General features: G+C 69.3%; 25 protein-coding genes. 16 read left to right on the top strand and 9 right to left on the bottom strand.

Annotation, left to right across the window (positions count from 1 at the left end):
• The first annotated feature begins 1 nt into the window (after position 1).
• Positions 2 to 898 (top strand): myo-inosose-2 dehydratase, encoded by an 897-nt coding sequence (gene iolE / locus AB4Z01_RS01865; protein WP_441689912.1) that lies wholly within the window; start codon positions 2 to 4, stop codon positions 896 to 898.
• Between the two features lie 100 nt (positions 899 to 998).
• The gene (locus AB4Z01_RS01860) at positions 999 to 1403 is read left to right on the top strand and encodes a DoxX family protein (protein WP_441689910.1); all 405 of its coding nucleotides are present in this window, start codon (positions 999 to 1001) and stop codon (positions 1401 to 1403) included.
• A 60-nt stretch (positions 1404 to 1463) separates the two neighbouring features.
• Here the strand turns inward: AB4Z01_RS01860 and AB4Z01_RS01855 are convergent, their stop codons facing one another.
• Together AB4Z01_RS01855 and mutM are read right to left on the bottom strand one after the other, a co-directional pair.
• Positions 1464 to 2243, bottom strand: a complete 780-nt coding sequence (locus tag AB4Z01_RS01855) for an enoyl-CoA hydratase (protein WP_441689909.1) — start codon at positions 2241 to 2243, stop codon at positions 1464 to 1466.
• Positions 2244 to 2282: 39 nt separating this feature from the next.
• A complete protein-coding gene (gene mutM / locus AB4Z01_RS01850) occupies positions 2283 to 3113 on the bottom strand; it encodes a bifunctional DNA-formamidopyrimidine glycosylase/DNA-(apurinic or apyrimidinic site) lyase (RefSeq protein ID WP_441689907.1) in 831 nt (276 codons plus the stop codon).
• Positions 3114 to 3160: 47 nt separating this feature from the next.
• On the opposite strand from mutM, the gene AB4Z01_RS01845 reads away from it, so the two are divergent.
• From AB4Z01_RS01845 to cysK, 6 genes are all read left to right on the top strand, one after another.
• Positions 3161 to 3937 (top strand): class I SAM-dependent methyltransferase, encoded by a 777-nt coding sequence (locus AB4Z01_RS01845; protein WP_441689904.1) that lies wholly within the window; start codon positions 3161 to 3163, stop codon positions 3935 to 3937.
• 21 nt (positions 3938 to 3958) lie between these two features.
• Positions 3959 to 4111, top strand: coding sequence for a hypothetical protein (locus AB4Z01_RS01840; protein WP_441689901.1), 153 nt, complete (start codon positions 3959 to 3961; stop codon positions 4109 to 4111).
• Between the two features lie 144 nt (positions 4112 to 4255).
• On the top strand, positions 4256 to 5485 hold the full coding sequence (gene coaBC / locus AB4Z01_RS01835) for a bifunctional phosphopantothenoylcysteine decarboxylase/phosphopantothenate--cysteine ligase CoaBC (RefSeq protein ID WP_441689898.1): 1230 nt from the start codon (positions 4256 to 4258) through the stop codon (positions 5483 to 5485).
• A gap of 10 nt (positions 5486 to 5495) precedes the next feature.
• On the top strand, positions 5496 to 5954 hold the full coding sequence (gene dut, locus AB4Z01_RS01830; RefSeq protein ID WP_441689895.1) for a dUTP diphosphatase: 459 nt from the start codon (positions 5496 to 5498) through the stop codon (positions 5952 to 5954).
• A gap of 3 nt (positions 5955 to 5957) precedes the next feature.
• A complete protein-coding gene (locus tag AB4Z01_RS01825; protein WP_429227651.1) occupies positions 5958 to 6416 on the top strand; it encodes an RrF2 family transcriptional regulator in 459 nt (152 codons plus the stop codon).
• A gap of 90 nt (positions 6417 to 6506) precedes the next feature.
• Positions 6507 to 7481, top strand: coding sequence for a cysteine synthase A (cysK, locus tag AB4Z01_RS01820; protein WP_441689891.1), 975 nt, complete (start codon positions 6507 to 6509; stop codon positions 7479 to 7481).
• Between the two features lie 50 nt (positions 7482 to 7531).
• On the opposite strand, the gene AB4Z01_RS01815 is transcribed toward cysK, so the two are convergent.
• Positions 7532 to 8785 carry an ATP-binding cassette domain-containing protein gene (locus AB4Z01_RS01815; protein WP_441689889.1) on the bottom strand — a complete coding sequence of 418 codons (1254 nt, stop codon included), beginning with the start codon at positions 8783 to 8785 and terminating at the stop codon, positions 7532 to 7534.
• On the bottom strand, positions 8704 to 9123 hold the full coding sequence (locus tag AB4Z01_RS01810; RefSeq protein WP_441689886.1) for an ATP-binding cassette domain-containing protein: 420 nt from the start codon (positions 9121 to 9123) through the stop codon (positions 8704 to 8706). Before AB4Z01_RS01810 ends, AB4Z01_RS01815 begins: the two co-directional genes overlap by 82 nt.
• Positions 9124 to 9291: 168 nt before the next feature.
• On the opposite strand from AB4Z01_RS01810, the gene AB4Z01_RS01805 reads away from it, so the two are divergent.
• Together AB4Z01_RS01805 and AB4Z01_RS01800 are read left to right on the top strand one after the other, a co-directional pair.
• Positions 9292 to 9624, top strand: a complete 333-nt coding sequence (locus AB4Z01_RS01805) for an MmcQ/YjbR family DNA-binding protein (RefSeq protein WP_441689884.1) — start codon at positions 9292 to 9294, stop codon at positions 9622 to 9624.
• Between the two features lie 64 nt (positions 9625 to 9688).
• Entirely contained in the window at positions 9689 to 10789 is a 1101-nt protein-coding gene (locus tag AB4Z01_RS01800) for a DmpA family aminopeptidase (RefSeq protein ID WP_441689881.1), read from the top strand.
• Between the two features lie 99 nt (positions 10790 to 10888).
• Here AB4Z01_RS01800 and AB4Z01_RS01795 read toward each other — a convergent pair whose 3' ends face one another.
• From AB4Z01_RS01795 to AB4Z01_RS01785, 3 genes are read right to left on the bottom strand one after another with little or no spacing between them, the layout of a single operon-like run.
• Positions 10889 to 12007, bottom strand: a complete 1119-nt coding sequence (locus AB4Z01_RS01795; protein ID WP_441689878.1) for a site-specific DNA-methyltransferase — start codon at positions 12005 to 12007, stop codon at positions 10889 to 10891.
• A gap of 47 nt (positions 12008 to 12054) precedes the next feature.
• Positions 12055 to 12675, bottom strand: a complete 621-nt coding sequence (locus AB4Z01_RS01790; protein WP_441689876.1) for a ribonuclease HII — start codon at positions 12673 to 12675, stop codon at positions 12055 to 12057.
• Between the two features lie 50 nt (positions 12676 to 12725).
• The gene (locus AB4Z01_RS01785) at positions 12726 to 13835 is read right to left on the bottom strand and encodes a PA0069 family radical SAM protein (RefSeq protein WP_441689873.1); all 1110 of its coding nucleotides are present in this window, start codon (positions 13833 to 13835) and stop codon (positions 12726 to 12728) included.
• Between the two features lie 164 nt (positions 13836 to 13999).
• Between AB4Z01_RS01785 and rpsT the strand changes: the two genes are divergently transcribed.
• Entirely contained in the window at positions 14000 to 14260 is a 261-nt protein-coding gene (rpsT, locus tag AB4Z01_RS01780) for a 30S ribosomal protein S20 (RefSeq protein ID WP_441689870.1), read from the top strand.
• A 224-nt stretch (positions 14261 to 14484) separates the two neighbouring features.
• Here the strand turns inward: rpsT and AB4Z01_RS01775 are convergent, their stop codons facing one another.
• Positions 14485 to 14613 carry a hypothetical protein gene (locus tag AB4Z01_RS01775; RefSeq protein WP_441689869.1) on the bottom strand — a complete coding sequence of 43 codons (129 nt, stop codon included), beginning with the start codon at positions 14611 to 14613 and terminating at the stop codon, positions 14485 to 14487.
• Positions 14614 to 14770: 157 nt separating this feature from the next.
• Here AB4Z01_RS01775 and dnaA point away from each other — a divergent pair, with 157 nt between their 5' ends.
• From dnaA to gyrB, 4 genes are all read left to right on the top strand, one after another.
• A complete protein-coding gene (dnaA, locus tag AB4Z01_RS01770; RefSeq protein WP_441689867.1) occupies positions 14771 to 16165 on the top strand; it encodes a chromosomal replication initiator protein DnaA in 1395 nt (464 codons plus the stop codon).
• A 186-nt stretch (positions 16166 to 16351) separates the two neighbouring features.
• Positions 16352 to 17485, top strand: a complete 1134-nt coding sequence (gene dnaN, locus AB4Z01_RS01765) for a DNA polymerase III subunit beta (protein ID WP_429227640.1) — start codon at positions 16352 to 16354, stop codon at positions 17483 to 17485.
• Positions 17486 to 17548: 63 nt separating this feature from the next.
• Positions 17549 to 18742 (top strand): DNA replication/repair protein RecF, encoded by a 1194-nt coding sequence (gene recF / locus AB4Z01_RS01760; RefSeq protein WP_441689864.1) that lies wholly within the window; start codon positions 17549 to 17551, stop codon positions 18740 to 18742.
• Between the two features lie 5 nt (positions 18743 to 18747).
• On the top strand, positions 18748 to 21207 hold the full coding sequence (gyrB, locus tag AB4Z01_RS01755) for a DNA topoisomerase (ATP-hydrolyzing) subunit B (protein WP_441689862.1): 2460 nt from the start codon (positions 18748 to 18750) through the stop codon (positions 21205 to 21207).
• Between the two features lie 348 nt (positions 21208 to 21555).
• Here gyrB and AB4Z01_RS01750 read toward each other — a convergent pair whose 3' ends face one another.
• Entirely contained in the window at positions 21556 to 22194 is a 639-nt protein-coding gene (locus AB4Z01_RS01750) for a hypothetical protein (RefSeq protein ID WP_441689861.1), read from the bottom strand.
• A 195-nt stretch (positions 22195 to 22389) separates the two neighbouring features.
• Here AB4Z01_RS01750 and AB4Z01_RS01745 point away from each other — a divergent pair.
• Positions 22390 to 22678, top strand: a 289-nt coding sequence (locus tag AB4Z01_RS01745) for a hypothetical protein (protein WP_441689859.1), incomplete at its 3' end; no start/stop codon positions are given.

Below are 22678 nucleotides of genomic sequence, written 5' to 3'. Positions count from 1 at the left end.
GATGACCGTCACCCTCGGCACCAACCCGATCGCCTGGAGCAACGACGACCTGCCGGAGCTGGGCGGCGAGACGCCACTCGAGACTTGCCTGTTCGAGGCGCGCGAGGCCGGCTTCACTGGCATCGAGCTGGGCAACAAATTCCCGCGCCAGGCCGACAAGCTGCGGCCGATCCTGGGGGCGCACCGCCTGGCCCTGATCTCCGGCTGGTACAGCGCCAACCTGATTGGCCGGTCGGTCGATCAGGAAATCGAGGCGATGGAGCCGCACCTCGCCCTGCTCGCCGCGCTCGGCTGCAAAGTCATGGTGTTCTGCGACACCTCCGGCGCCGTGCACGGCGACCGCGGCACGCCGCTGTCGCAGCGCCCGACCCTGCCGGAGGATACCTGGCCGGAGTTCGGCCGCAAGCTGACCGCCGTCGGCGACCACATGGCGAAGCGCGGCGTCCGGCTGGCCTATCACCACCACATGGGCACGCTGGTGCAGAGCGAGGCCGAGGTCGACCTTCTGATGCAGCACACAGGCCTGTCGGTCGGGCTGCTGCTGGATTCGGGCCACATGACCGTGGCCGGCGGCGACCCGGCGGCGCTGGCCAAGCGCTATGCCAGCCGGATCAACCACGTCCACGCCAAGGATGTGCGCCGCGACGTGCTGCAGACCGTGCACGACGAGGATTGGAGCTTCCTCGACGGCGTCATCGGCGGGCTGTTCACCGTGCCCGGCGACGGCCTGATCGATTTCCCGCGGATCTTCGACGCCCTGCCGAAGAGCTATAGCGGCTGGATGGTGGTGGAGGCCGAGCAGGATCCGGCCAAGGCGCACCCGCTGACCTATGCCCGGCTGGGCTACCGCAATCTGTGGAAGTTCGCCACCGGCGCCGGCTTCGAGGTGAAGAGCTGAGGCCGCTGCCCGTCAACACACTGTTTCTGCAGATTTCTCCATCCGAGCGAAGCGGTTGATGTCATAGTGTCGCATCGAATCAACTCGCTCGGATGGTGAAATGTCGGCCTTCTCCTCGTTCTTCGCCTTTTTCGCCCGCATCTTCCTCGCCGTCCTGTTCGTGGTGTCCGGCTGGATGAAGCTGACCGGCTTCGAGGGCACCGTCGGCTACGTCGCCTCGAACGGCCTGCCGGTGCCGCAGCTGTTCGCCGCGCTGACCATCCTGGTCGAGCTCGGCGGCGGCATCCTGTTGATCCTCGGTCTGTTCTCGCGCATCGCCGCCTTCATCATGGCCGGGTTCGTTCTCCTGACCATCGTCCTGGTCCATCACTTCTGGACGATGACCGATGCCGACGCGGCGATGAACCAGTTGCACGCGATGAAGAACCTCGCCATCGCCGGCGGCCTCCTCATGGTCACCGCCTTCGGCCCCGGCGCCTGGGCGGTCGGTCCCGGCCGCGACTGAGGCGCAGGCACTGGAATGACTGGAAACGGCGGGCGCTCGGGCCCGCTGTTTTCGTTCGGGTCAGCGGTGTTTGAACGCTGCCGGACGCTTCTCGGCGAAGGCGGCCATGCCCTCGCGGCGATCGTCGGTGGCGAAGGTGGCGTGGAACAGCCGCCGCTCGAACAGGATGCCCTCGGCCAGCGGCGTCTCGTCGGCGCGGTGCACCGCCTCCTTCGCCATCATCGCGATCGGCAGGGAATAACCGGCGATGGTCTCCGCCGCCTTCACCGCCACGTCCAGCAACTCGGCCGCCGGCACGACGCGGGCGACCAGCCCCGACCGCTCGGCCTCCGCCGCATCCATCATCCGGCCGGTCAGAACCAGGTCCATCGCCTTCGACCGGCCGATCAGCTTGGTCAGCCGCTGGGTGCCGCCGGAGCCGGGGATGGTGCCCAGCTTGATCTCCGGCTGGCCGAACTTCGCCGTGTCGGCAGCGATGATGAAGTCGCACATCATCGCGATCTCGCAGCCGCCGCCGAGGGCGTAGCCGGCGACAGCGGCGATGATCGGCTTGCGCAGCTTGGTGATGCAGGTCCAGTTCTCGATCAGGTTGCCGCGATAGGCGGCGATGAAGTCCTTCGACGCCATCTCCTTGATATCGGCCCCGGCGGCGAAGGCCTTTTCCGACCCGGTCAGGACGACGGCGCCGACGCCGTCATCCGCGTCGAAGGCCATCAGGGCCTGGGCGAGGTCCCGGAAGATCGCGTCGTTCAGGGCGTTCAACGCCTGCGGCCGGTTCAGCGTGATCAGGCCGACCCGCCCCCGGGTCTCGACCAGGATGGTCTCGTAGCTTGCGGTCATGAAACGCTCCTCCGCATCTTCGATTGATCGAACGCCCGGTCAGCGCTGGCAGACCGGGCAGAAGAAGGTGCTGCGGCCGGACTGGACCAGGCGCCGCACGGTGCCACGGCATCCCGGCGTCCGGCACGGCTCGCCCTCGCGGTCGTAGACCGACCAGGAATGCTGGAAATAGCCAAGCTCGCCGTCGACCTGGACATAGTCGCGCAAAGACGATCCGCCGGCCTCAATGGCGCGCTGCAGCACCGCCTTGATCTCCGGCACCAGCCGCGCCGCCCGCACCCCGGCCACCGAGGCCGCGACCCGGCGGGGCGAGATGTGCGCCGCCCACAGCGCCTCGCAGACATAGATGTTGCCGAGACCGGCGACCACGCGCTGGTCCAGCAGCGCCGCCTTGATCGGCGTGATCTTGCGGGCCAGCACCTGGTCCAGATAGGCGGCGTCGAACTCGTCCGACAACGGTTCCGGCCCCAGCGCCTCCAGTGCCTTGTGGGTGTGCAGCGCGTTCTGGCTGACCAGGTCCATCATGCCGAAGCGGCGGGCGTCGTTGAAGGTGACGACCGACCCGGCTTCCGTCTCGAACACCACATGGTCGTGCGGGCTGACGCTCTGCGGTCGGCCCTGGGTGACCATCATCCGGCCCGACATGCCGAGATGGATCAGCAGCACCATGCCGTCGTCGAGATGGATCAGCAGGTATTTGGCGCGGCGGTCCAGGCGGACGACGCGGCGGCCGGTCAGCCGCTCGACCATCCGCTCGGGCAGCGGGAAACGCAGGTCGGGGCGGCGCTGCTCGACGCGGGCCAGGCGCTGGCCTTCCAGGACGGGCACAAGGCCGCGGCGAACGGTCTCGACTTCGGGTAGCTCGGGCATGGCCGGCACACTGGCACGACCCGGCGGCGGACGCTATGGTCCCGGCCATGAGCGACGCGCCCCACAATCCCGAGTCCCGCTGGTTCGGCGACACCGAGGTCGACCCGACGGAGAAGACCCACCGCGTCCATGGCGTCTTCAGCAGCGTGGCCCAGCGCTACGACCTGATGAACGACCTGATGAGCGGCGGCGTCCACCGGCTGTGGAAGGCGCAGTTCATCGCCGCGATCCGCCCCCGTCCGGGCGAGATCCTGCTGGACGTGGCCGGCGGCACCGGCGACATCGCCTTCCGCTTCCTCGACCGCGCCGGCGTGGACGGCGCAGGCCAGGGCGCCCGCGCCATCATCTGCGACCTGACCGAAGGCATGGTCGCGGTCGGCCGCGACCGGGCGATCGACCGCGGCCGGGTCGGCCCGATCCTGCACATGGTCGGCAACGCCGAATCGCTGCCGGTCGCCGACCGGTCGGTCGACGTCTACACCATCTCCTTCGGCCTGCGGAACGTGACCCGGATCGACGACGCGCTGCGCGAGGCGCGGCGGGTGCTGAAGCCGGGCGGGCGCTTCTTCTGCCTGGAGTTCAGCAAGGTCGTCCTGCCCGGCCTGGATCGCGCCTACGACCTCTATTCCCGCGCCGTGATCCCACGCATGGGCAAGGTGGTGGCCAAGGACGAGGACAGCTACCGCTACTTGGTCGAGAGCATCCGCCGCTTCCCCGACCAGCCGAGCCTGGCCGAGCGAATCGAGGCCGCCGGGCTGGAGCGAGTGCGCTGGACCAACCTGTCGGCCGGCATCGCCGCGATCCATTCGGGCTGGCGGATTTGAGGCTTTCGAAGAGGAGGCACCATGCCCGACCGTGAGCGAAAGAAGGCTTCAGACGATCAGCCTCCGAAAACAGAGCGCCAGCGCATCGAAGAAGAAACCGCGGCCCTGATGGCGTTCTGGAACGCGCACAGGGCTCAGTTTGGCACGCCTGCTGACGAATATTGCGAGATCTGATCAGGCCCGGAGCGCACCGGATTTCACGCCCCCTGTCGCGCATTTCGTCGCAAGCGGCGATTGTAGGGCTTGCCGAATCCGGCTGGGCGCCCTAAAGAACATTCATGCGATGTAATTCGCCTTCCGCCGCCCTGGGACCCTGCCGTGACGCTGACGCTGCGTGACCGCCGCATCCTGCTGGTCATCGCCGGCGGCATCGCCGCCTACAAGTCGCTGGACCTGATCCGGCGCCTGCGCGAGCGCGGTGCCCGGGTGCGCTGCATCCTGACCAAATCCGCGACCGAATTCGTCACCCCCCTCGCCGTCTCGGCCCTGACCGAGGACAAGGTCTATGGCGAGTTGTTCTCGCTGACCGACGAATCGGAGATGGGCCACATCCGGCTGTCGCGCGACGCCGACCTGCTGGTGGTGGCGCCGGCCACCGCCAACATCCTGGCCCGGATGGCGGCCGGCTTGGCTGATGACTTGGCCACCACCGCGTTGCTGGCCACCGACAAGCCGGTGCTGGCGGCGCCGGCGATGAACGTCCGGATGTGGGACCATCCGGCGACCCGGGACAACCTGGCGCTGCTGCAGCGCCGCGGTGTGCGCTTGGTCGGGCCGAACCAGGGCGAGATGGCCTGCGGCGAATACGGGTTCGGCCGCATGGCCGAGCCGCTGGAGATCGTCGCCGCCGTCGAGGTCTATTTCACCGAATTCGACCGCTTCGGCACCGGCGGCCCGCTGCAGGACCGCCATATCATCGTCACCAGCGGCCCGACGCATGAGCCGATCGACCCGGTGCGCTATATCGCCAACCGTTCCTCCGGCAAGCAGGGCCACGCCATCGCCACCGCTCTGTGTCAAGCTGGGGCGCGGGTGACGCTGGTGAGCGGCCCGACCCATGAGTCGGCGCCGCACGGCGTCACCCTGGTGCCGATCGAGACGGCCGACGAGATGCTGGCCGCCTGCCGCGCGGCCTTGCCCGCCGACGCCGCAATCTGCGCCGCCGCCGTAGCCGACTGGCGCGTCGCCACGCCATCCAGCCAGAAGATCAAGAAGGGCGCCGGCGGGCCGCCGGCCCTGGCCCTGGCGGAAAACCCCGACATCCTGGCGACGCTGAGCGCCCCCGGCCCCGACCGGCCGGCCCTGGTGGTCGGCTTCGCCGCCGAGACCGAGAACGTGATCGCCCACGCCCAGGCCAAGCGCGCCCGCAAGGGCTGCGACTGGATCCTGGCCAATGACGTGTCGCCCGGCACCCAGGCCTTCGGTGGTGATTCGAACATCCTGCACCTGATCACCACCGACGGCGCCCAGACCTGGCCGCGACTGAGCAAGGCCGATATCGGCACCCGCCTGGCCGGCGCGATCGCCCGCCATTTCGAGAAAGGCTGATCGCGAGCCGATGACCGAAGCCGTTTCCATCGCCGTCACCCGACTGCCGCATGGCGCCGACCTGCCCCTGCCCGCCGCCGCCACCGCGCAGTCGGCCGGGCTGGACCTGCTCGCGGCGGTGGCGGAACCAGTGACGGTGGCGCCCGGCCGCCGGGCGCTGATCCCGACCGGCATCGCCATCGCCCTGCCGGCCGGCTGGGAGGCGCAGGTGCGCCCGCGCTCCGGCCTCGCCCTCAAGCACGGCATCACCATCGTCAACGCGCCCGGCACGATCGATTCCGACTATCGGGGCGAGATCGGCGTGGTGCTGATCAACCATGGCGACGAGCCTGTCGCCATCACCCGGGGCATGCGCATCGCCCAGATGGTCGTGGCCCGCCACGCGACCGTGGCCTGGGACGAGCGGCCGAGCCTCGACACCACTGCCCGCGGCACGGGCGGCTATGGATCCACCGGAACGGGAGCCTGACGGATGTTCCGCCTGCCGAAGAAGATGCTGTTCGCGATCGAAGCGGTTCTCGACATCGCTTACAACGCCGTCGACACGCCGGTGCAGAGCGCCGAGATCACCAAGCGCCAGGGCATCCCGCGCCGATATCTGGAGCAGGTGCTGCAGCAACTGGTCCGGGTCGACATCCTGACCGGGGTGCGTGGGCCCCGCGGCGGCTATCGCCTGGCGCGGGAGCGCCGGCGGATCACCGTCGGCGAGATCGTCCGCGCCATCAGGTCGCTGGAGACGGCGGCCGATGACGAGGAGGCGCTGCCGCCGGGATCCCGCCTGGGCCAGGAGGTCGTCCGTCCGCTCTGGGCCGAGCTCCAGGAGGAGGCGGTCAAGAGGCTCGACGCCCTGAGCATCGAGGATCTGGCCAACCAGGCCCGCGAGAAGGGCATCCCGCGCGAGCGGGCTGCCCCCGTCGACTTCTCGATCTGAGCTCTGCCCGGGTTGATCCGAGCGGCTGGCCTTCCCCAGGGCTGGCGCGTATAAATGTTGATCAACCTATTTACGCCCCTGGAGAGTAATATGTCCGCTTCCACCGCCGGGAAGACCGAGTTCCGAGGCAAGATCTACGACTCGATCCTCGACACGATCGGCGCGACCCCGCTGGTGCGGGTGAAGAAGCTGGCCGAGGCCCATGACGCCAGGGCCGACATCCTGGCCAAGCTGGAATTCTACAACCCGCTGTCGAGCGTGAAGGACCGCATCGGCCTGGCGATGATCGAGACGCTGGAAGCCGCGGGCAAGATCAAGCCGGGCGTCAGCACGCTGATCGAGCCGACCTCGGGCAACACCGGCATCGCGCTGGCCTTCGTCGCCGCGGCCAAGGGCTACCGCCTGATCCTGACCATGCCCGAGACCATGTCGGTCGAACGGCGCAAGATGCTGAAGCTGCTGGGCGCCGAGTTGCACCTGACCGAGGGCCCGAAGGGCATGAAGGGTGCCATCGCCAAGGCCGAGGAGCTGGTCCAGAGCATCCCGAACGCGATCATCCCGCAGCAGTTCGAGAACCCCGCCAACCCGGAGATCCACCGCCGCACCACAGCCGAAGAGATCTGGAACGACACCCAGGGCGGCGTCGACATCCTGATCTCGGGCGTCGGCACCGGCGGCACCATTACCGGCGTGGCCGAGGTGATCAAGCCGCGCAAGCCGAGCTTCAAGGCGATCGCGGTGGAGCCGGAGGACAGCCCGGTGCTGTCCGGCGGCAACCCCGGCCCGCATAAGATCCAAGGCATCGGCGCCGGCTTCGTGCCCGGCGTGCTGAACACCAAGGTCATCGACGAGGTCGTGCGGATCTCGAACGAGCGCGCCTTCCAGATCGCCCGCCAGGTCGCCAAGCTGGAGGGGATCCCGGCCGGCATCTCCTCCGGCGCCGCCCTGGCCGCGGCGCTCGAGGTCGGCGCCCGGCCGGAGAACGAGGGCAAGAAGATCGTCGTGATCGTGCCCTCGATCGCCGAGCGCTACCTGTCGACCGCGCTGTTCGAAGGGCTGGATTAAGCTCCGCCTTCTCAGTGCGTGCGGGGGAAGCGGGCCTTCGGGCCCGCTTTTCATTTATTCAGGGCGATGACCCGGCCGATGCCGACCGCAGCGAGGAAGTCCTGGTCGTGACTGGCCACCAGCAGGGCGCCGTCATAGGCGGCCACCGCCCGCTCGATCGCCGCGATCGAGTCGAGGTCGAGATGGTTGGTCGGCTCGTCCAGGACCAGCAGCCGCGGCGGCCGCGGCCCGCCCAGCACGCAGGCCAGCGCCGCCCGTAGCGTCTCGCCGCCGCTGAGTTCGCCGACCAGGCGCAGCGCCGCATCGGCCCGGAACAGGAAGCGCGCCAGCGCCGCCCGGCAGGCATTGTCGGTCGCATCCGGGTGCATCGCCCGGAAATTCTCCAGGATGGTGCGCTCCGGCCGTAGCCCGCCGGCCCGCTGGTCAAGCATGGCGATGCCGCCGCCGAAGCGGCGGACCCGGCCCTCAGCCGGCTCCAGTTCCCCGGTCGCGAGGCGCAGCAGCGTCGACTTGCCGGCGCCGTTCGGCCCGGTCACCGCCAGCCGCTCCGGCCCGGTGACGGTGAAGGACAGGTCGCGCAGCACCGGCCGGCCCGCGCTCGGCGGCGACCAGGAGACATGCTCGAAGGCGAGCACTGAGGTGCCGGCGGCCAGCCCGGTCGACGGCAGCGACGCCGCCAGCGTCTCGGTCCGCTCGACCGTGGCACGCGCCTCCGCCAGCGCCGCCTCGGCCCCCTCCTCCCGGCGGTCGCGCAGGCCGATCTGACGCCCCTGGCTCTGCCCGGCCTTCTCCTTCTTGAAGTCGAGCAGGATCTTGGCCTGGCCGCCGCCTGCGCGGGATTTCCGGCCGCGGGAATCGCTCCTGGCCTTGCGCTCCACGGCCGCCTGCCGCTCCCGCGCCAGCCGCGTCACCTCCTGCTCTGCCTGGGACAGGCCGCGCTGCGCCGCCTCGGCATCGGCCTCGCGCCGGGCCCGGTAGTCGTCCCAATTGCCGCCGTAGCTGCGGACGCCGAGGCCGGAGAGCTCGACGATCCGGTCCATCCGGCGCAGCACCCCGCGGTCGTGGCTCACCACCAGGGCGCCGCCGCGCCAGCTTTCCAGCAGGGCGCAGATGGCGTCGCGCCCATCGGTATCGAGGTTGTTGGTCGGCTCGTCCAGCACCAGCATGTCCGGCGGGTCGACCAGCAGCCCGGCCAGGGCCAGGCGGGTGGCCTCGCCGCCGCTCAACGTGCCGAGCGGCCGGCGCAGGTCGAGATCGGCAGGCAGGTCCAGCTTGGGCAGCGCCGCGGCCGCGCGCTCCTCCACCGTCCAGTCGGCGGCGGCGAGATCCTCCTCACCGCCCTCCCCCAGCAGCAGCCGGTCGAGCCGGGCCAGGGCCGGGCGATGCCGAGCGCATCGGCGGCGGTCATGCCGGGCAGGACCCGGACGGTCTGGGGCAGCATGCCGATGCGGCCCTGGCGCAGGATCCGGCCGGATTGCGGCGGGATTTCGCCCAGCAGCAGGCGCAGCAGCGTGGACTTGCCGACACCGTTGCGGCCGACGAGGCCCGTCCGCTCGGCCCCGAAGGCGAGCGTCAGGTCCTCGAACAGCGGGCGGTGGTCAGGGGTGTGGTGGGACAGCGACTCGGCGGCAAGGAGAGGCATGGCGGCTCGACGGAGGCAGCGTGACGGGGCGGGTGAAGTGCCGTTCCGTGCTGCGATCCATCAGGGCCTCTCCTGCTGTGTGAGGCCGGCAGCATAACCGCAAAAATTCTCCAGGCAAACCAGGACGCAGGCGCGCATCCTTGCCGTGGGATGGGAGGGAGACTTCAGATGGCGGATGAGGAGGCGGTCCGGCGGGCCGCGCTGGCCCTGCCGGAGGTGACGGAGGAGGCGCATTGGGAGCGGCCGTCCTTCCGGGTCGGCGGCAGGATCTTCGCCGTGCTGCGCCCGGCGGAGCGCCGGGCCGTGCTGAAGCTGCCACACGACCATCAGGAGATGCTGTTCACGGCTCGTCCCGAGGCCTTCGCCCCGGCGCGCTGGGGCCGGCTGGTCTGGACCTTCGTCACGCTGCCCGCGGTCGATGACGAGCAGATAGCGGCGCTGGTGACGGAGGCCTGGCGCGAGGTGGCGCCGAAGCGGCTGGTGCGGCAGCGGCCGGGCTGACCGGCATGGACAGACCCGTGCCGCCACGCTAGCTCGGAAGGACGACGCAGCCGAGGAGCCGACGATGACCAAGCCGCGAGCCCGGGACCTGGGCATCCCCTTCGACGGCGAGCCGGGGCGGCTCAACGCCATCACCGACATCGCCGGGATCGAGGTCGGCACGGCCACCATCATCTCCGGCGACGGCAGGCTGGAGATCGGCCGCGGGCCGGCCCGCACCGGCGTCACCGCCATCCTGCCGCGTGGCCGCGTCTTCGATCCGGTCTTCGCCGGCACCGCCGTGCTGAACGGCAATGGCGAGATGACCGGGACGATCTGGATCGAGGAATCCGGCTTCCTCGAAGGGCCGCTGATGATCACCAACAGCCATAGCGTCGGCGTGGTGCGCGACGCCGTGATCGGCTGGCAGGGCCGAAACGGGCTGGTGGCGCCGCTGACCCACGACATCTACTGGTGCCTGCCGGTGGTGGCCGAGACCTATGACGGGACCCTGAACGACATCAACGGCTTCCACGTCGCGGCGGAGCATGCGGTCGAAGCTCTGGACGGCGCCCGGCCGGGCCCGGTGGCGGAGGGCAATGTCGGCGGCGGCACCGGCATGTCGCTGTTCGGATTCAAGGGCGGTACCGGCACTGCCTCGCGTAAGCTCTCACCCGAAGAGGGCGGCCACGTCGTCGGCGTGCTGGTGCAGGGCAATTTCGGCCGCCGCAAGAACCTGATGATCGCCGGCGTGCCGGTCGGGCGCGAGATCCCGGACCTACTGCCCGACCTGGCCTCGGACCGCGACACCGGCTCGATCATCGTCGTCATCGCCACCGACGCGCCCCTGCTGCCGCACCAGCTGAAGCGCCTGGCCCGGCGCGCGCCGATCGGCATCGCCCGCACCGGCGGTTACGGCGCCAATGGCAGCGGCGACATCTTCCTCGCCTTTTCAACCGCCAATCCCGGCGCCTTCAGCCGCAGGGACAGCCGGCTGGTGCAGGTGCTGCCGAACGATGCGATGGACGGGCTGATCGAGGCCGCGGCCCAGGCGACCGAGGAGGCGATCGTCAATGCCCTGGTCGCGGCCGAGACCATGACCGGCCGCGACGGCAACACGCTGCATGCGATCCCGCATGAACGGCTGCGGGAGATCCTGAGGAAATACAATCGGTTGGCAAGCTGAACTAACGTGAGATGTAGGTTGGGTTCGCTCTTGCGAACCCAACATGGATTCGAGTGGCAAGATGTTGGGTTCGCGATGCGAACCCAACCTACGATGCCGTCAGTGAACCGCCATCTCGGCCCGGATCTTCTGGCGCAGCAGGTCGATCGGGGCCAGACGGTCGCGCTGCGCCTCGTAGTGCCAGAAGGTCCAGCCGTTGCAGGAGGGCGCGCCCTGCAGCGCCGCGCCGACCCGATGGATCGATCCGGCATGGTCGCCCTCGCTGTTGCTGGCGATCAGCGTGCCGTCGGCCCGCACCTTGGCGACGTAGCGGCGCTGGGTGTCGAACAGCCGGTCGCCCGGCCGCAGCATGCCGCGCTCCAGCACCCAGCCGAACGGCACGCGCGGCGCCTGTCGCTTCGACAGGGTGTCGAGCATGCTTGGGTCGGCCGGCGATTCGATCGTGGCGATGCGCTGGGCGGCGACGCGGGCATAGGTCTCCTCGCGCTCGACGCCGATGAATTTGCGGCCGAGGCGCTTGGCCACCGCGCCGGTGGTGCCGCTGCCGAAGAACGGGTCGAGGATGGTCTCCCCTGCCCGGGTCGAAGACAGGAGGACGCGCCACAGCAGCGCCTCGGGCTTCTGCGTCGGATGCGCCTTGCGGCCGTCGATCTTCAGCMGCTCGCCGCCGCTGCAGATCGGCAGCGTCCAGTCGCTGCGCATCTGCAGTTCCTCGTTCAGCGCCTTCATCGCGTCGTAGTTGAAGGTGTAGCGGCTGTCGGGGGACTTGGCGGCCCAGATCAGCGTCTCGTGCGCGTTGGTGAAGCGGGTGCCGCGGAAGTTCGGCATCGGGTTCGACTTGCGCCAGACGATGTCGTTCAGGATCCAGAAGCCGAGATCCTGCAGGATGGCGCCGACCCGGAAGATGTTGTGGTAGGTGCCGATCACCCACAGCGTGCCGTCGTCCTTCAGCGCGTGGCGCGCCGCTGTCAGCCAGTCGCGGGTGAACCGGTCGTAGGTGGCGAGGTCGCTGAACTTGTCCCACTCCGCATCGACGCCGTCGACCCGGCTCTCATCCGGCCGGCGCAGCTCGCCACCCAACTGCAAATTGTAGGGTGGGTCGGCGAACACGCAATCGACCGAGCCGGCGGGCAGCGACCGCATCGCCGAGACGCAGTCACCGAGGACGATCCGGCAGCCCGGCGGCAGGCGCTCGGTGATGATGGGTGATTCGCTCATAGGGCGACGATGAGTCGCGAAGGACTCGGCGTCAATACCTCTTCGAATCAGCCGGTTATGGCGAGTCGCTGGAGCACCGGGGCAAACGATCGGCGGTGATGCTCGCAGATCCCGATCCGGTCGAGCGCGGCGATATGCTCGGGCGTGCCGTAACCGGCGTTGCGTTCCCACCCATAGCCATGATGGAGGGAGGAGAGACGCAACATCTCGTGGTCGCGCACAACTTTTGCAAGGATCGAGGCCGCCGCGATCGACAGCGACAGCGCATCGCCGCCGACCACCGCGCGGCCGTCGCAGGGCAACCCGTCGGGCACCTTGTTGCCGTCGATCAGGGCGAAATCGGGACGCTCCGGCAGGGCGTCCAGCGCCCGCCGCATCGCCAGCATGCTGGCTTGAAGGATGTTGATTCGGTCGATTTCCTCGACCGAGGCCCAGCCGATGCCGACCTGCGCCACCGCCCGGATGCGCGGCACCAGCGCCTCGCGCCGCTGCGCCGTCAGCACCTTGCTGTCATCTATAAGACCCGCGAGATCGGGGTCGAGCGGCCGGGTCAACACCACGGCCGCGGCCAGCACCGGGCCGGCCAGCGGGCCGCGGCCGACCTCGTCCAGCCCGGCGACGCTCCGCACCGGCGCGCCGCACTCGATCTCGAGACTCCAATCCGGCATGCCGACCCTCCTCACGGAGGGCATAGCGCCGGCGGACCGAAGAGCCAAGCTCAGAACAAACTCATCTGATCCCCCGGACGCGGCGGCGGGGAGAACTGGGTGGTGTCGAGGGTCCAGCGCTTGCGGTCGAGGCCGAGCCGGCGGACGGCGTGGTTGAAGCGGGCGCGGATCAGGTCGGCCACCGGCCCCTCGCCGCGATGCCGCTCGCCGAAGCCGGATTTGTAGAGCCGGCCGCCGCGGGTCTGGCGGATCAGCGACATCACCCGGCCCGCGCGATCCGGCGCATGGGCCTTGAGCCATTCCTCGAACAGGCCGGCAATCTCCAGCGGCAGCCGCAGCAGGGTCCAGCCGGCGGCCGTGGCGCCGGCCTTCACCGCCGCCTCCAGCACCTGCTCCAGAGAATGGTCGTTGAGGCCCGGGATCATCGGCGAGGTCAGCACGATCACCGGGATGCCGGCCTGGGTCAGCTGGCGCATCGTCTCCAGTCGCCGCGGCGGAGTCGCCGCCCGCGGCTCCAGCGTCCGCGCCAGCTCCCGGTCCAGCGTCGACAGCGAGATGCAGACCGCCGCCAGCCCCTTCGCCGCCATCGGCGCCAGCAGGTCGATGTCGCGGGTGATCAACGCCGATTTGGTGACGATGCCGAGCGGATGGTTGAAGCGCGACAGCACCTCGATGACCCGGCGGGTCAGCTTCAGCTCGCGCTCGATCGGCTGGTACGGGTCGGTGTTGGTGCCCATCGCCATCACCGCCGGGACATAGCCGGGGCGCCGCAGCTCCGCCTCCAGCAGATCCGGCGCGTCCGGCTTGTAGAACAGCTGGGTCTCGAAATCGAGGCCGGGCGACAGGCCCAGCCAGGCATGGGTCGGCCGGGCGAAGCAGTAGATGCAGCCATGCTCGCAGCCCCGATAGGGGTTGATCGAGCGGTCGAACATGATGTCCGGCGAGTCGTTGCGGGTGATGATGGTGCGCGCGGTGTCGACATGCAGCTGTGTGCGCAGCGGCGGCTCCCCCTCCTCATCCTCCGGCGCCAGCCCCGCCCAGCCGTCATCGACCCGGTGCCGGGTCGCGGCCTCGAAGCGGCCGGTATGGTTGCTGACCGCRCCGCGGCCCTTGCGCGGCTGGTCCGGCAGTTCGTCGAGTTCGGGGGGCTTTATCGGCATAAGAACAAATATAGAACATCTGGATCGGCTTGCCAACCCCCACCGGGTGGCCCACACCTCAGAAGCATCATGCGCCGAGACTCGTCTTGACGCCCGGGCGCGGAGGGACTATCAAGCGCCCTCGATTTTCTTGGGGCCGTCGTTGGCCCGAACTGGGACCGACAATGGCCAACCACAAGTCCGCCGAGAAGCGCATCCGCCAGACCGAGCGTCGCACGGTCGTCAACCGCAACCGCGTCAGCCGCATCCGCACCTTCGTCAAGAAGGTCGAGGTGGCGATCGAGTCCGGCGACAAGGCCGCTGCGGCCGAGGCCCTGAAGGCGGCGCAGCCGGAGATGCATCGCGGCGTCACCAAGGGCGTGCTGCAGAAGAACACGGTCGCGCGCAAGCTGTCGCGCCTGTCCGGCCGCATCAAGGCCCTCTAAGCCAGAATACGGAGGAGCCGTTCCGCGGCGGCAGCCGCGGAACGGCTTTTCTCATGTCCGGGGGAACGGTGGATGCGGCACAACCTGCCGCGGTCCGGGACCGTTTTTTGCGTTTTGGGGTGGTCCGGATTTGTTCCGTTGCCAGCCCTCGCCCACCCCGCATATGATCGCCTTTCGCCTGCTGTCGACAGGTTGAAGATCGCCTCAGGACACAACCTGCCCGACTACCAGCCTTCATCACGAAGACCGGCGGAAGTCCAAGAGCGCACCTCGGCGGTATTTATCTGACCTTTATTTGCATCTTCGTTAGCTTCGTAAGTGGCTGCGAGGAATTGTTCCTGCACGTCGGTCATGGTACTGTCATTATTACAGCACGAGTTCTGGGGCATGGCAGCCGCGCATCGGGCATCGGGTGCCACTGGTGGTGGGAACAGGTACAGTCCGGTCGTGGATGGGCAGCGCGTCGCGGCCGCCGGAGTCAAAGAGGGGTCGGAAGGCAGCATGTCGTCGATGGGGGGAGTCATCGCATCGATCGAGCAGCAATGGGCCCGGGTCTGCGGCCGCATGCGCGACGAGGTGGGCGAAGGCGCCTTCAAGAGTTGGCTGCGCCCGGTCGTCGTCGTCGATCTCGAAGGCGGTGAGGTCCGCATCGCCGCCCCCACCCGCTTCATGCGCGACTGGGTCGCCGCCCATTACGCCGACCGGATCCGCAACCTCTGGCATTCAGAGAATCCGGACATCCACAGCGTCGACGTGATCGTGGTGCCCGACCGTCTGGCCGCCAAGCCGGTCGCCGCGGCCACGCCCGCCGCGACCGCGCCGGCCTCGCGCGCCGAGTCGCCGGCGGCGAAATCGGAGCGCCCGCCCGAGTCGGCGGCGGAGTTCGGCGCCGTGCTGGACCAGCGCTTCACCTTCGACAATTTCGTCGTCGGCAAGCCGAACGAGTTGGCCCATGCCGCCGCCCGCCGGGTGGCTGAGGCCAACAGCGTCACCTTCAACCCGCTGTTCCTCTATGGCGGGGTGGGTCTGGGCAAGACCCATCTGATGCATGCCATCGCCTGGCACATCCGGCAGAAGCACCCCGAGCGGCGGGTGCTGTACATGTCCGCCGAGAAGTTCATGTATCAGTTCATCCGTGCCCTGCGGTTCAAGGACACGATGACGTTCAAGGAGATGTTCCGGTCGGTCGACGTGCTGATGATCGACGACGTGCAGTTCATCTCCGGCAAGGACTCCACCCAGGAGGAGTTCTTCCACACCTTCAACGCCCTGGTTGACCAGAACCGCCAAGTGGTGATCTCGGCCGACAAGTCGCCCTCCGACCTCGAGGGGATGGAGGAGCGGCTGCGCTCCCGCCTCGGCTGGGGGCTGGTCGCCGACATCCACCCCACCACCTATGAGCTGCGCCTGGGCATCCTGCAGGCCAAGGCGGAGACGGCGCGGGTCGACATCCCGGCCAAGGTCATGGAGTTCCTGGCCCACAAGATCACCTCCAACGTGCGCGAGCTGGAGGGGGCGCTGAACCGCATCACCGCCCATGCCGAGCTGGTGCACCGGCCGATCACGCTCGAATCGACCCAGGAGCTGCTGCACGACCTGCTGCGCGCCTCCGACCGCCGGGTCACCATCGACGAGATCCAGAAGCGGGTGGCCGAGCACTACAACATCAAGGTCGCCGACATGCATTCGGCCCGCCGCGCCCGCACCGTGGCCCGGCCGCGCCAGGTGGCGATGTACCTGTCGAAGCAGCTCACGCCCCGCTCGCTGCCGGAGATCGGCCGCAAGTTCGGCGGCCGCGATCACACCACGGTGATGCACGCCGTGCGCCGGATCGAGGAGCTGTGCACCGAAGACCGCTCCTTCGCCGAGGATGTCGAGCTGCTGCGCCGCATGCTCCAGGTCTGAGCCGGCCCCGACCTGGGGCTGGACCGGGCGGCCGGAAAATCTGTCCGAAGCCGTGTCCGGCCCCGCGCCTGCCTCTCGCCACCGCCGCAGGCTTTCGGCTATAGTGCGCCCCCGCCGCGTCGGCCGGGCCCCTGGCCCGCCCCGATGACCCAGTCCGGCGGCCGGCATCGTCGAAGTGGAATCGGGATGAAGCTGATCATCGAGCGCGCTGCCCTTCTCAAGGGCCTGAGCCATGTGCAGAGCGTCGTCGAGCGGCGCAACACCATCCCGATCCTGTCCAATATCCTGCTGCGGGCCGAGGGCGGCGCGCTGCGCCTGACCGCCACCGACATGGATCTCGAGATCGTCGAATCCGTGCCGGCGGAGATCCAGGCCCCGGGCGGCACCACCGCCCCGGCCCACACCCTGTACGACATCGTCCGCAAGCTGCCGGACGGCAGCCAGGTCGAGATCGAGACCAACCCCGATGGCGGGACGCTGACGCTGCGCGCCGGCCGGTCGAACTTCCGGCTCGGCTGCCTGCCGGTCGAGGATTTCCCGAGCATGGCGGGCGGCGAGCTGAGCCACCGCTTCACCATCGCCGCCGGCGACCTGCGGGTGATGATCGACCGGACCAAGTTCGCGATCTCGACCGAGGAGACGCGGTACTACCTGAACGGCATCTACCTGCACGCCGCCACGGCCGACACGGTGCCGGTGCTGCGCGCCGTCGCCACCGACGGCCACCGCCTGGCCCGGGTCGAGATGCCGCTGCCGGACGGCGCCGACGGCATCCCCGGCGTGATCGTGCCGCGCAAGACCGTGATGGAGCTGCGCAAGCTGCTGGACGAGAGCGGCGAGACGGTCGAGGTGCAGCTGTCCGAGACCAAGACCCGCTTCACCCTGCCGGGCAGCGCGGGCGACGGCGTGGTGCTGACCTCGAAGCTGATCGACGGCACCTTCCCGGAATATGAGCGGGTGATCCCGAGCGGCAACGACAAGATCCTCGAGGTCGACGCCAAGGAGTTCGCCAAGGCGGTCGACCGCGTCTCCACCATCTCGACCGAGAAGAGCCGGGCGGTGAAGCTGACGATCGAGAACGGCTCGCTGACGCTGTCGGCCAATTCGGCCGAGCAGGGCAGCGCCACCGAGGAGATCGAGGTCAGCTACGAGGCGGCGAAGATCGAGATCGGCTTCAACAGCCGCTACCTGCTGGACATCACCCAGCAGATCGAGGGCGACGGCGCCCGCTTCGCCATGGCCGATGCCGGATCGCCGACCATCGTCCGCGACACCGCCGATTCCAGCGCGCTGTACGTGCTGATGCCGATGCGGGTGTGACGGCTTGAATCGAGGACAGCGGGCGAGTGGGGCGAAGCATCCGCTTCGGATGCCTTGAGCCACATGTCCCAGGACCCCATGCCGGAGCAGGCGGCTGCCTCCGGGCGCACCCCTCCCTCGGGAGCCGGGGCCCGGATCGCGGTGACGCGCCTGACGCTGACCGAGTTCCGCTGCTACGGCCAGCTGCGGATCGACCTCGACCCGCGCCCGGTGGTGCTGACCGGACCGAACGGCGCTGGCAAGACCAACCTGCTGGAAGCCGTCTCCTTCCTGTCGCCGGGCCGCGGCCTGCGCCGCGCGCCGCTGCCGGAAGTGACGCGCCGCCAGGCCACCGGCAGCGCCGGCTGGGCGGTGGCGGCCAAACTGCTGACCCCGACCGGCGAGATCGCGCTGGGCACCCAGCTGGAGCCCGGCGAGGGCCGCCGCKCGGTGCAGATCGACGGCCGGCCGGCGCCGAGCCAGGCGGCGTTCGGCGCCCGGGCGCCGATGGTCTGGCTGACGCCGCAGATGGACCGGCTGTTCGGCGACGCCGCGAGCCAGCGCCGCCGCTTCCTGGACCGGCTGGTGTTCGGCTTCCACCCCGACCATGCCGGGCAGCTCGGCGCCTATGAGCGGGCGATGCGCGAGCGCAACCGGCTGCTGAAGGAGCCCCGCGCCGACCCGGCCTGGCTGTCGGCGCTGGAGGACACGATGGCGACCAGCGGCACCGCCGTCGCCGCCGCCCGGCGTGAGCTGGTGGCGCGGCTGCGCGGCGCCGAGTCGCTGATGATCGAAGGCCCCTTCCCCCGCGCCGATCTGGCCGTCGAAGGCCGGATCGAGGCGTGGCTTGAGGATCGGCCGGCGGTCGACGCGGAAGAGGCTTTTCGTAACCTTTTGTGCGATAATCGCCGCATCGACGCTGCGGCCGGGGCCGCGACGGAAGGTCCGCACCGCAGCGACCTGTCCGTCCACCACCGGACCAAGGCGATGCCGGCGGCGCAGTGCTCGACCGGCGAGCAGAAGGCGCTCCTGATCGGCATCGTCCTTGCCAATGCGCGCCTGCTCGCCGGGGAACGCGGCGCCCCGCCCCTCCTCCTCCTCGACGAGGTGGCGGCGCATCTCGACGAGGCCCGTCGGGCAGCGTTGTACGAGGAGATCCTGGCGCTCGGCGCCCAGGCCTGGATGACCGGCACCGACCCGGCGCTGTTCGCGCCGCTCGGGGACCGGGCCCGTCACCTCGGCGTCGACGACGCCCGGGTGGCGGAACGAAATGGATGAGAAGTATGTCGGACTCTGCGATCCCGAACAACGAAGCCGCCTATGATGCCGGCTCCATCACCGTGCTGCGCGGCCTCGAAGCGGTGCGCAAGCGGCCGGGCATGTATATCGGCGACACCGATGACGGGTCGGGCCTGCACCACATGGTGTACGAGGTCGTCGACAACGCCATCGACGAGGCCCTGGCCGGCTATTGCGACACCGTCACGGTGACGCTGAACGCGGACGGCTCGGTGCAGGTGACCGACAACGGCCGCGGCATCCCGGTCGCGATCCATGAGGAGGAGGGCATCAGCGCCGCCGAGGTGGTGATGACCCAGCTGCATGCCGGCGGCAAGTTCAACCAGAACTCCTACAAGGTGTCGGGCGGCCTGCACGGCGTCGGCGTCTCGGTGGTCAACGCGCTGTCGGAGACGCTGGACCTGCGGATCTTCCGCGACGGCCATGAATGGTTCATGCGCTTCCACGACGGCGAGAGCGAGGCGCCGCTGGCCGTCGTCGGGCCGCAAGGCCAGAACCGCGGCACCCACGTCACCTTCCTGCCCTCGACCAAGACCTTCACCAAGACCGAGTTCGATTTCGGCACGCTGGAGCACCGGCTGCGCGAGCTGGCCTTCCTCAACTCCGGCGTCGCCCTGACCCTGACCGATGCGCGCGGGCCGGAGCCGCGGGTCGTCGAGATGCATTACCAGGGCGGGCTGAAGGCCTTCGTCGCCTATCTCGACAAGGCCAAGCAGCCGCTGCATGGCGAGCCGATCACGGTGACGACGGAGCGCGACGGCATCACGGTCGAAGTGGCGATGCAGTGGAACGACAGCTACCACGAGACCATGCTGTGCTTCACCAACAACATCCCGCAGCGTGACGGCGGCTCGCATCTGGCCGGGTTCCGCGGCGCGCTGACGCGGCAGGTCAACGCCTACGCCACCGAAAGCGGCATCCTGAAGAAGGAGAAGGTGGCGCTGACCGGCGACGACGCCCGCGAGGGCTTGAGCTGCGTCCTGTCGGTGAAGGTGCCCGACCCGAAATTCTCCAGCCAGACCAAGGACAAGCTGGTCTCCTCCGAGGTCCGGCCGGTGGTCGAGTCGGTGGTCAGCGAGATGCTGGCGACCTGGTTCGAGGAGCATCCGAACGACGCCAAGCGGGTGATCCAGAAGGCGGTCGAGGCCGCCACGGCCCGCGAGGCGGCGCGCAAGGCGCGCGACCTGACCCGGCGCAAGGGCGCGCTCGACTTCGCCTCCCTGCCCGGCAAGCTGGCCGACTGCCAGAACCGCGACCCGGCGGAATCAGAGATCTTCCTGGTCGAGGGCGACAGCGCCGGCGGCTCGGCCAAGCAGGGCCGCGACCGCAAGTTCCAGGCCATCCTGCCGCTGCGCGGCAAGATCCTGAACGTCGAGCGGGCGCGGATCGACAAGATGCTGGGGTCGGCCGAGATCGGCACGCTGATCACGGCGCTGGGCACCAGCATCCGCGACGAGTTCAACGCCGACAAGGCGCGCTACCACCGCATCATCATCATGACCGACGCCGATGTCGACGGCAGCCATATCCGCACCCTGCTGCTGACCTTCTTCTACCGGCAGATGCCGGAGCTGATCGAGCGCGGCTACCTCTACATCGCCCAGCCGCCGCTGTACCGCGCCGCCCGCGGCAAGGAGGCGGTGTATCTGAAGGACGATTCCGCGCTCGAGGCCTATCTGATCGACAGCGGCATGCGCGACCTGGTGTTCACCCCGTTCGACGGGGCCCAGGTCGGCGGCAACGACCTGCGCGACCGGATCGTGCAGGCGCTGGAGGTGAAGCACCAGCTGACCCCGCTGATCCGCAAGGTCGGCAGCCGCATGGTGGTCGAGCAGGTGGCGATCGCCGGCGCGCTGGCGTCGCGCATCGTCAACGACCCGACGCTGGCCACGGAGACGGCGACCTACATCTCCAACCGGCTCGACGCGCTGGAGCCGGAGTTCGAGCGCGGCTGGCAGGGGTCGCAGCTGCCGCCGCAGGGCAATCAGCCCGGCGGGCTGGTGTTCCGCCGCACCCTGCGCGGGGTGACCGAGGGCCGGATCATCGATTCCGACATCATCCGCTCGGTCGAGGCGCACAAGCTCGACCGCCTGGCCGGCGAGCTGCAGGCGCTGTACAAGCGGCCGGGCGTGCTGACCTGGATGAACCCGAAGGGCGCCGCCCAGGAATGGCCCATCACCGGCCCGATCGACCTGATCGACCGGGTGCTGGAGCAGGGCCGCAAGGGCCTGGCGGTGCAGCGCTACAAGGGCCTGGGCGAGATGAACCCGGACCAGCTGTGGGAGACCACGCTGGACCCGAACGCCCGGGTGCTGCTGCGGGTCGAGGTCAAGCACGCCGACGACGCCGAGGAGGTGTTCTCCACCCTGATGGGCGACGTGGTCGAGCCGCGCCGCGACTTCATCCAGGAGAACGCGCTGAAGGTGACGAACCTGGACGTGTGAGCGTCCGGGCCGGCCATCCGGTGGGATGCGCGGGTCACCTCTTCAGGATACCGCCGTTCGAACCGATCCATCCCGTCCACTCTCCCCCTCCCCTCGCGGGAGGGAGCAGGGGGAGAGGGTGTCTCGCTGTTTCTCCTGGCCGTCATTCCCGCGAAAGCGGGAATCTCCCTCGGGTCCAAGCGCGACCAGATCCCCGCTTTCGCGGGGATGACGAGGGTTTTATAGGCAGCAGGCGCGCGGACGCGCGCAGACCCCTCCCCCTAACCCCCTCCCGCGAGGGGAGGGGGAGTGTGGAAGGCTGCGTGCGCGAGTGCTGGAGGTTGGTGAAGCGGGTGAGTTCGCCGGCGGTCACCCCGTATCCGGCGGCTTGGGCCTGCGGCGTCCGGGAGCAGCGGGGCGAGGCTCGGGCGGATCTTCCGGATCATCGTCGTCGCCGTCCTCCGGCGGGATGAAGCCGTAATGCTCCATGGCCTCGTCGGCCATCTCCAGCCAGCGCTCCACCTGCGGCGGGAAGCCCCAGCGCCGGCACAGCGCAGCCACCGCGACCTCCGGCCGGCTGGCTGCGATCAACTCGGCCACCTCCGGCCGCTCGACCCGCTCGCAGACCTCGGCGACGCGGCGGTCGACCTCCTCGTCGTCCTCCGACACCTCGTAGGCGGCCGCCAGCATCGCCAGCTTCACCCGCAGGTCGTGCCAGTCCTCCTGGGCCGATTCGCGCTTCGCCGCAGCCTTGCGCCGCTCGTCGCGATGATTGGCGAACTTGTCCTCCAGCAGCAGGGTCTGCCGCAGCGACTTGGCGACCACGGCGATCCGCTTGCAATAATCGGCACCGGGCTGCGGTGCCTCGACCGCCTCGGTGCGGGTGGCTTCCATGATCTCCATCTGGATCTCGGCCGCCCGGGCCAGCATGCGCAGATGCCGCGCCGCCCGCTCCTCCTGGGGAGTGGCCGGGGCTTCCGACATCCGATCGGTCTGCGCCTTGTCCATGGAACATAGCATGAACGAGGTCGCCGATTAATACAATTGCACAATGTGTTTACTGAGCTCGCCTGATCCATGTTCGCTCTTTGTTCTTGACATGATGCCGCGCCGAACCGCATCATTCAGGCACAGTCGAAGAGTTGCGCCCGCCCGGCCCCGCCGCGGCGGGCTTTTTCATGCGAGGCCGAGATGCGGAAGACGATGAGGCGACGCAAACGGGGCTGGATCGGCCTCGCCGGGAAGCTGCGCGGCGGTGCCGGGGCAGTGATCTTCGCCCGCTTCGATCGCGGCAAGGCCGGAGGGCGGCGCCGTGCGATGCCGAAGCGGCCCGACACCCTGATCCTGTGCCTGGAGGCGGCGGCCGGGCGGCGGCGCGAGCCCGGAGCGAGGCCGATGCGCCGGCTGACCGACGCGGCCAAGGCCCCGCTGTCCCCGGCCGGCGGCCGCGCCGCGGCCGACCGGCTGCGGCTGGACCAGGCCTGGACCAGGC

Origin of the sequence: Inquilinus sp. YAF38, from assembly GCF_052113205.1 — a bacterium.
In the GTDB taxonomy this organism is placed as follows: Bacteria; Pseudomonadota; Alphaproteobacteria; order DSM-16000; family Inquilinaceae; genus Inquilinus.
The sequence above is the reverse complement of the archived record's forward strand: the minus strand, read 5'-3'. Positions and strand labels throughout refer to the sequence as shown.

Bases quoted from the DNA above. Each gene is read 5' to 3' on its own strand.
- AB4Z01_RS01810 (WP_441689886.1), bottom strand. From the start codon at position 9,123: ATGCCTCTCCTTGCCGCCGAGTCGCTGTCCCACCACACCCCTGACCAC.
- rpsT (WP_441689870.1), top strand. From the start codon at position 14,000: ATGGCCAACCACAAGTCCGCCGAGAAGCGCATCCGCCAGACCGAGCGT.
- gyrB (WP_441689862.1), top strand. From the start codon at position 18,748: ATGTCGGACTCTGCGATCCCGAACAACGAAGCCGCCTATGATGCCGGC.
- AB4Z01_RS01800 (WP_441689881.1), top strand. From the start codon at position 9,689: ATGACCAAGCCGCGAGCCCGGGACCTGGGCATCCCCTTCGACGGCGAG.
- cysK (WP_441689891.1), top strand. From the start codon at position 6,507: ATGTCCGCTTCCACCGCCGGGAAGACCGAGTTCCGAGGCAAGATCTAC.
- AB4Z01_RS01805 (WP_441689884.1), top strand. From the start codon at position 9,292: ATGGCGGATGAGGAGGCGGTCCGGCGGGCCGCGCTGGCCCTGCCGGAG.
- AB4Z01_RS01750 (WP_441689861.1), bottom strand. From the start codon at position 22,194: ATGGACAAGGCGCAGACCGATCGGATGTCGGAAGCCCCGGCCACTCCC.
- mutM (WP_441689907.1), bottom strand. From the start codon at position 3,113: ATGCCCGAGCTACCCGAAGTCGAGACCGTTCGCCGCGGCCTTGTGCCC.
- AB4Z01_RS01775 (WP_441689869.1), bottom strand. From the start codon at position 14,613: ATGACCGACGTGCAGGAACAATTCCTCGCAGCCACTTACGAAGCTAAC.
- AB4Z01_RS01845 (WP_441689904.1), top strand. From the start codon at position 3,161: ATGAGCGACGCGCCCCACAATCCCGAGTCCCGCTGGTTCGGCGACACC.
- dnaN (WP_429227640.1), top strand. From the start codon at position 16,352: ATGAAGCTGATCATCGAGCGCGCTGCCCTTCTCAAGGGCCTGAGCCAT.
- AB4Z01_RS01860 (WP_441689910.1), top strand. From the start codon at position 999: ATGTCGGCCTTCTCCTCGTTCTTCGCCTTTTTCGCCCGCATCTTCCTC.
- AB4Z01_RS01790 (WP_441689876.1), bottom strand. From the start codon at position 12,675: ATGCCGGATTGGAGTCTCGAGATCGAGTGCGGCGCGCCGGTGCGGAGC.
- AB4Z01_RS01825 (WP_429227651.1), top strand. From the start codon at position 5,958: ATGTTCCGCCTGCCGAAGAAGATGCTGTTCGCGATCGAAGCGGTTCTC.
- dut (WP_441689895.1), top strand. From the start codon at position 5,496: ATGACCGAAGCCGTTTCCATCGCCGTCACCCGACTGCCGCATGGCGCC.
- AB4Z01_RS01855 (WP_441689909.1), bottom strand. From the start codon at position 2,243: ATGACCGCAAGCTACGAGACCATCCTGGTCGAGACCCGGGGGCGGGTC.
- AB4Z01_RS01840 (WP_441689901.1), top strand. From the start codon at position 3,959: ATGCCCGACCGTGAGCGAAAGAAGGCTTCAGACGATCAGCCTCCGAAA.
- iolE (WP_441689912.1), top strand. From the start codon at position 2: ATGACCGTCACCCTCGGCACCAACCCGATCGCCTGGAGCAACGACGAC.
- dnaA (WP_441689867.1), top strand. From the start codon at position 14,771: ATGGGGGGAGTCATCGCATCGATCGAGCAGCAATGGGCCCGGGTCTGC.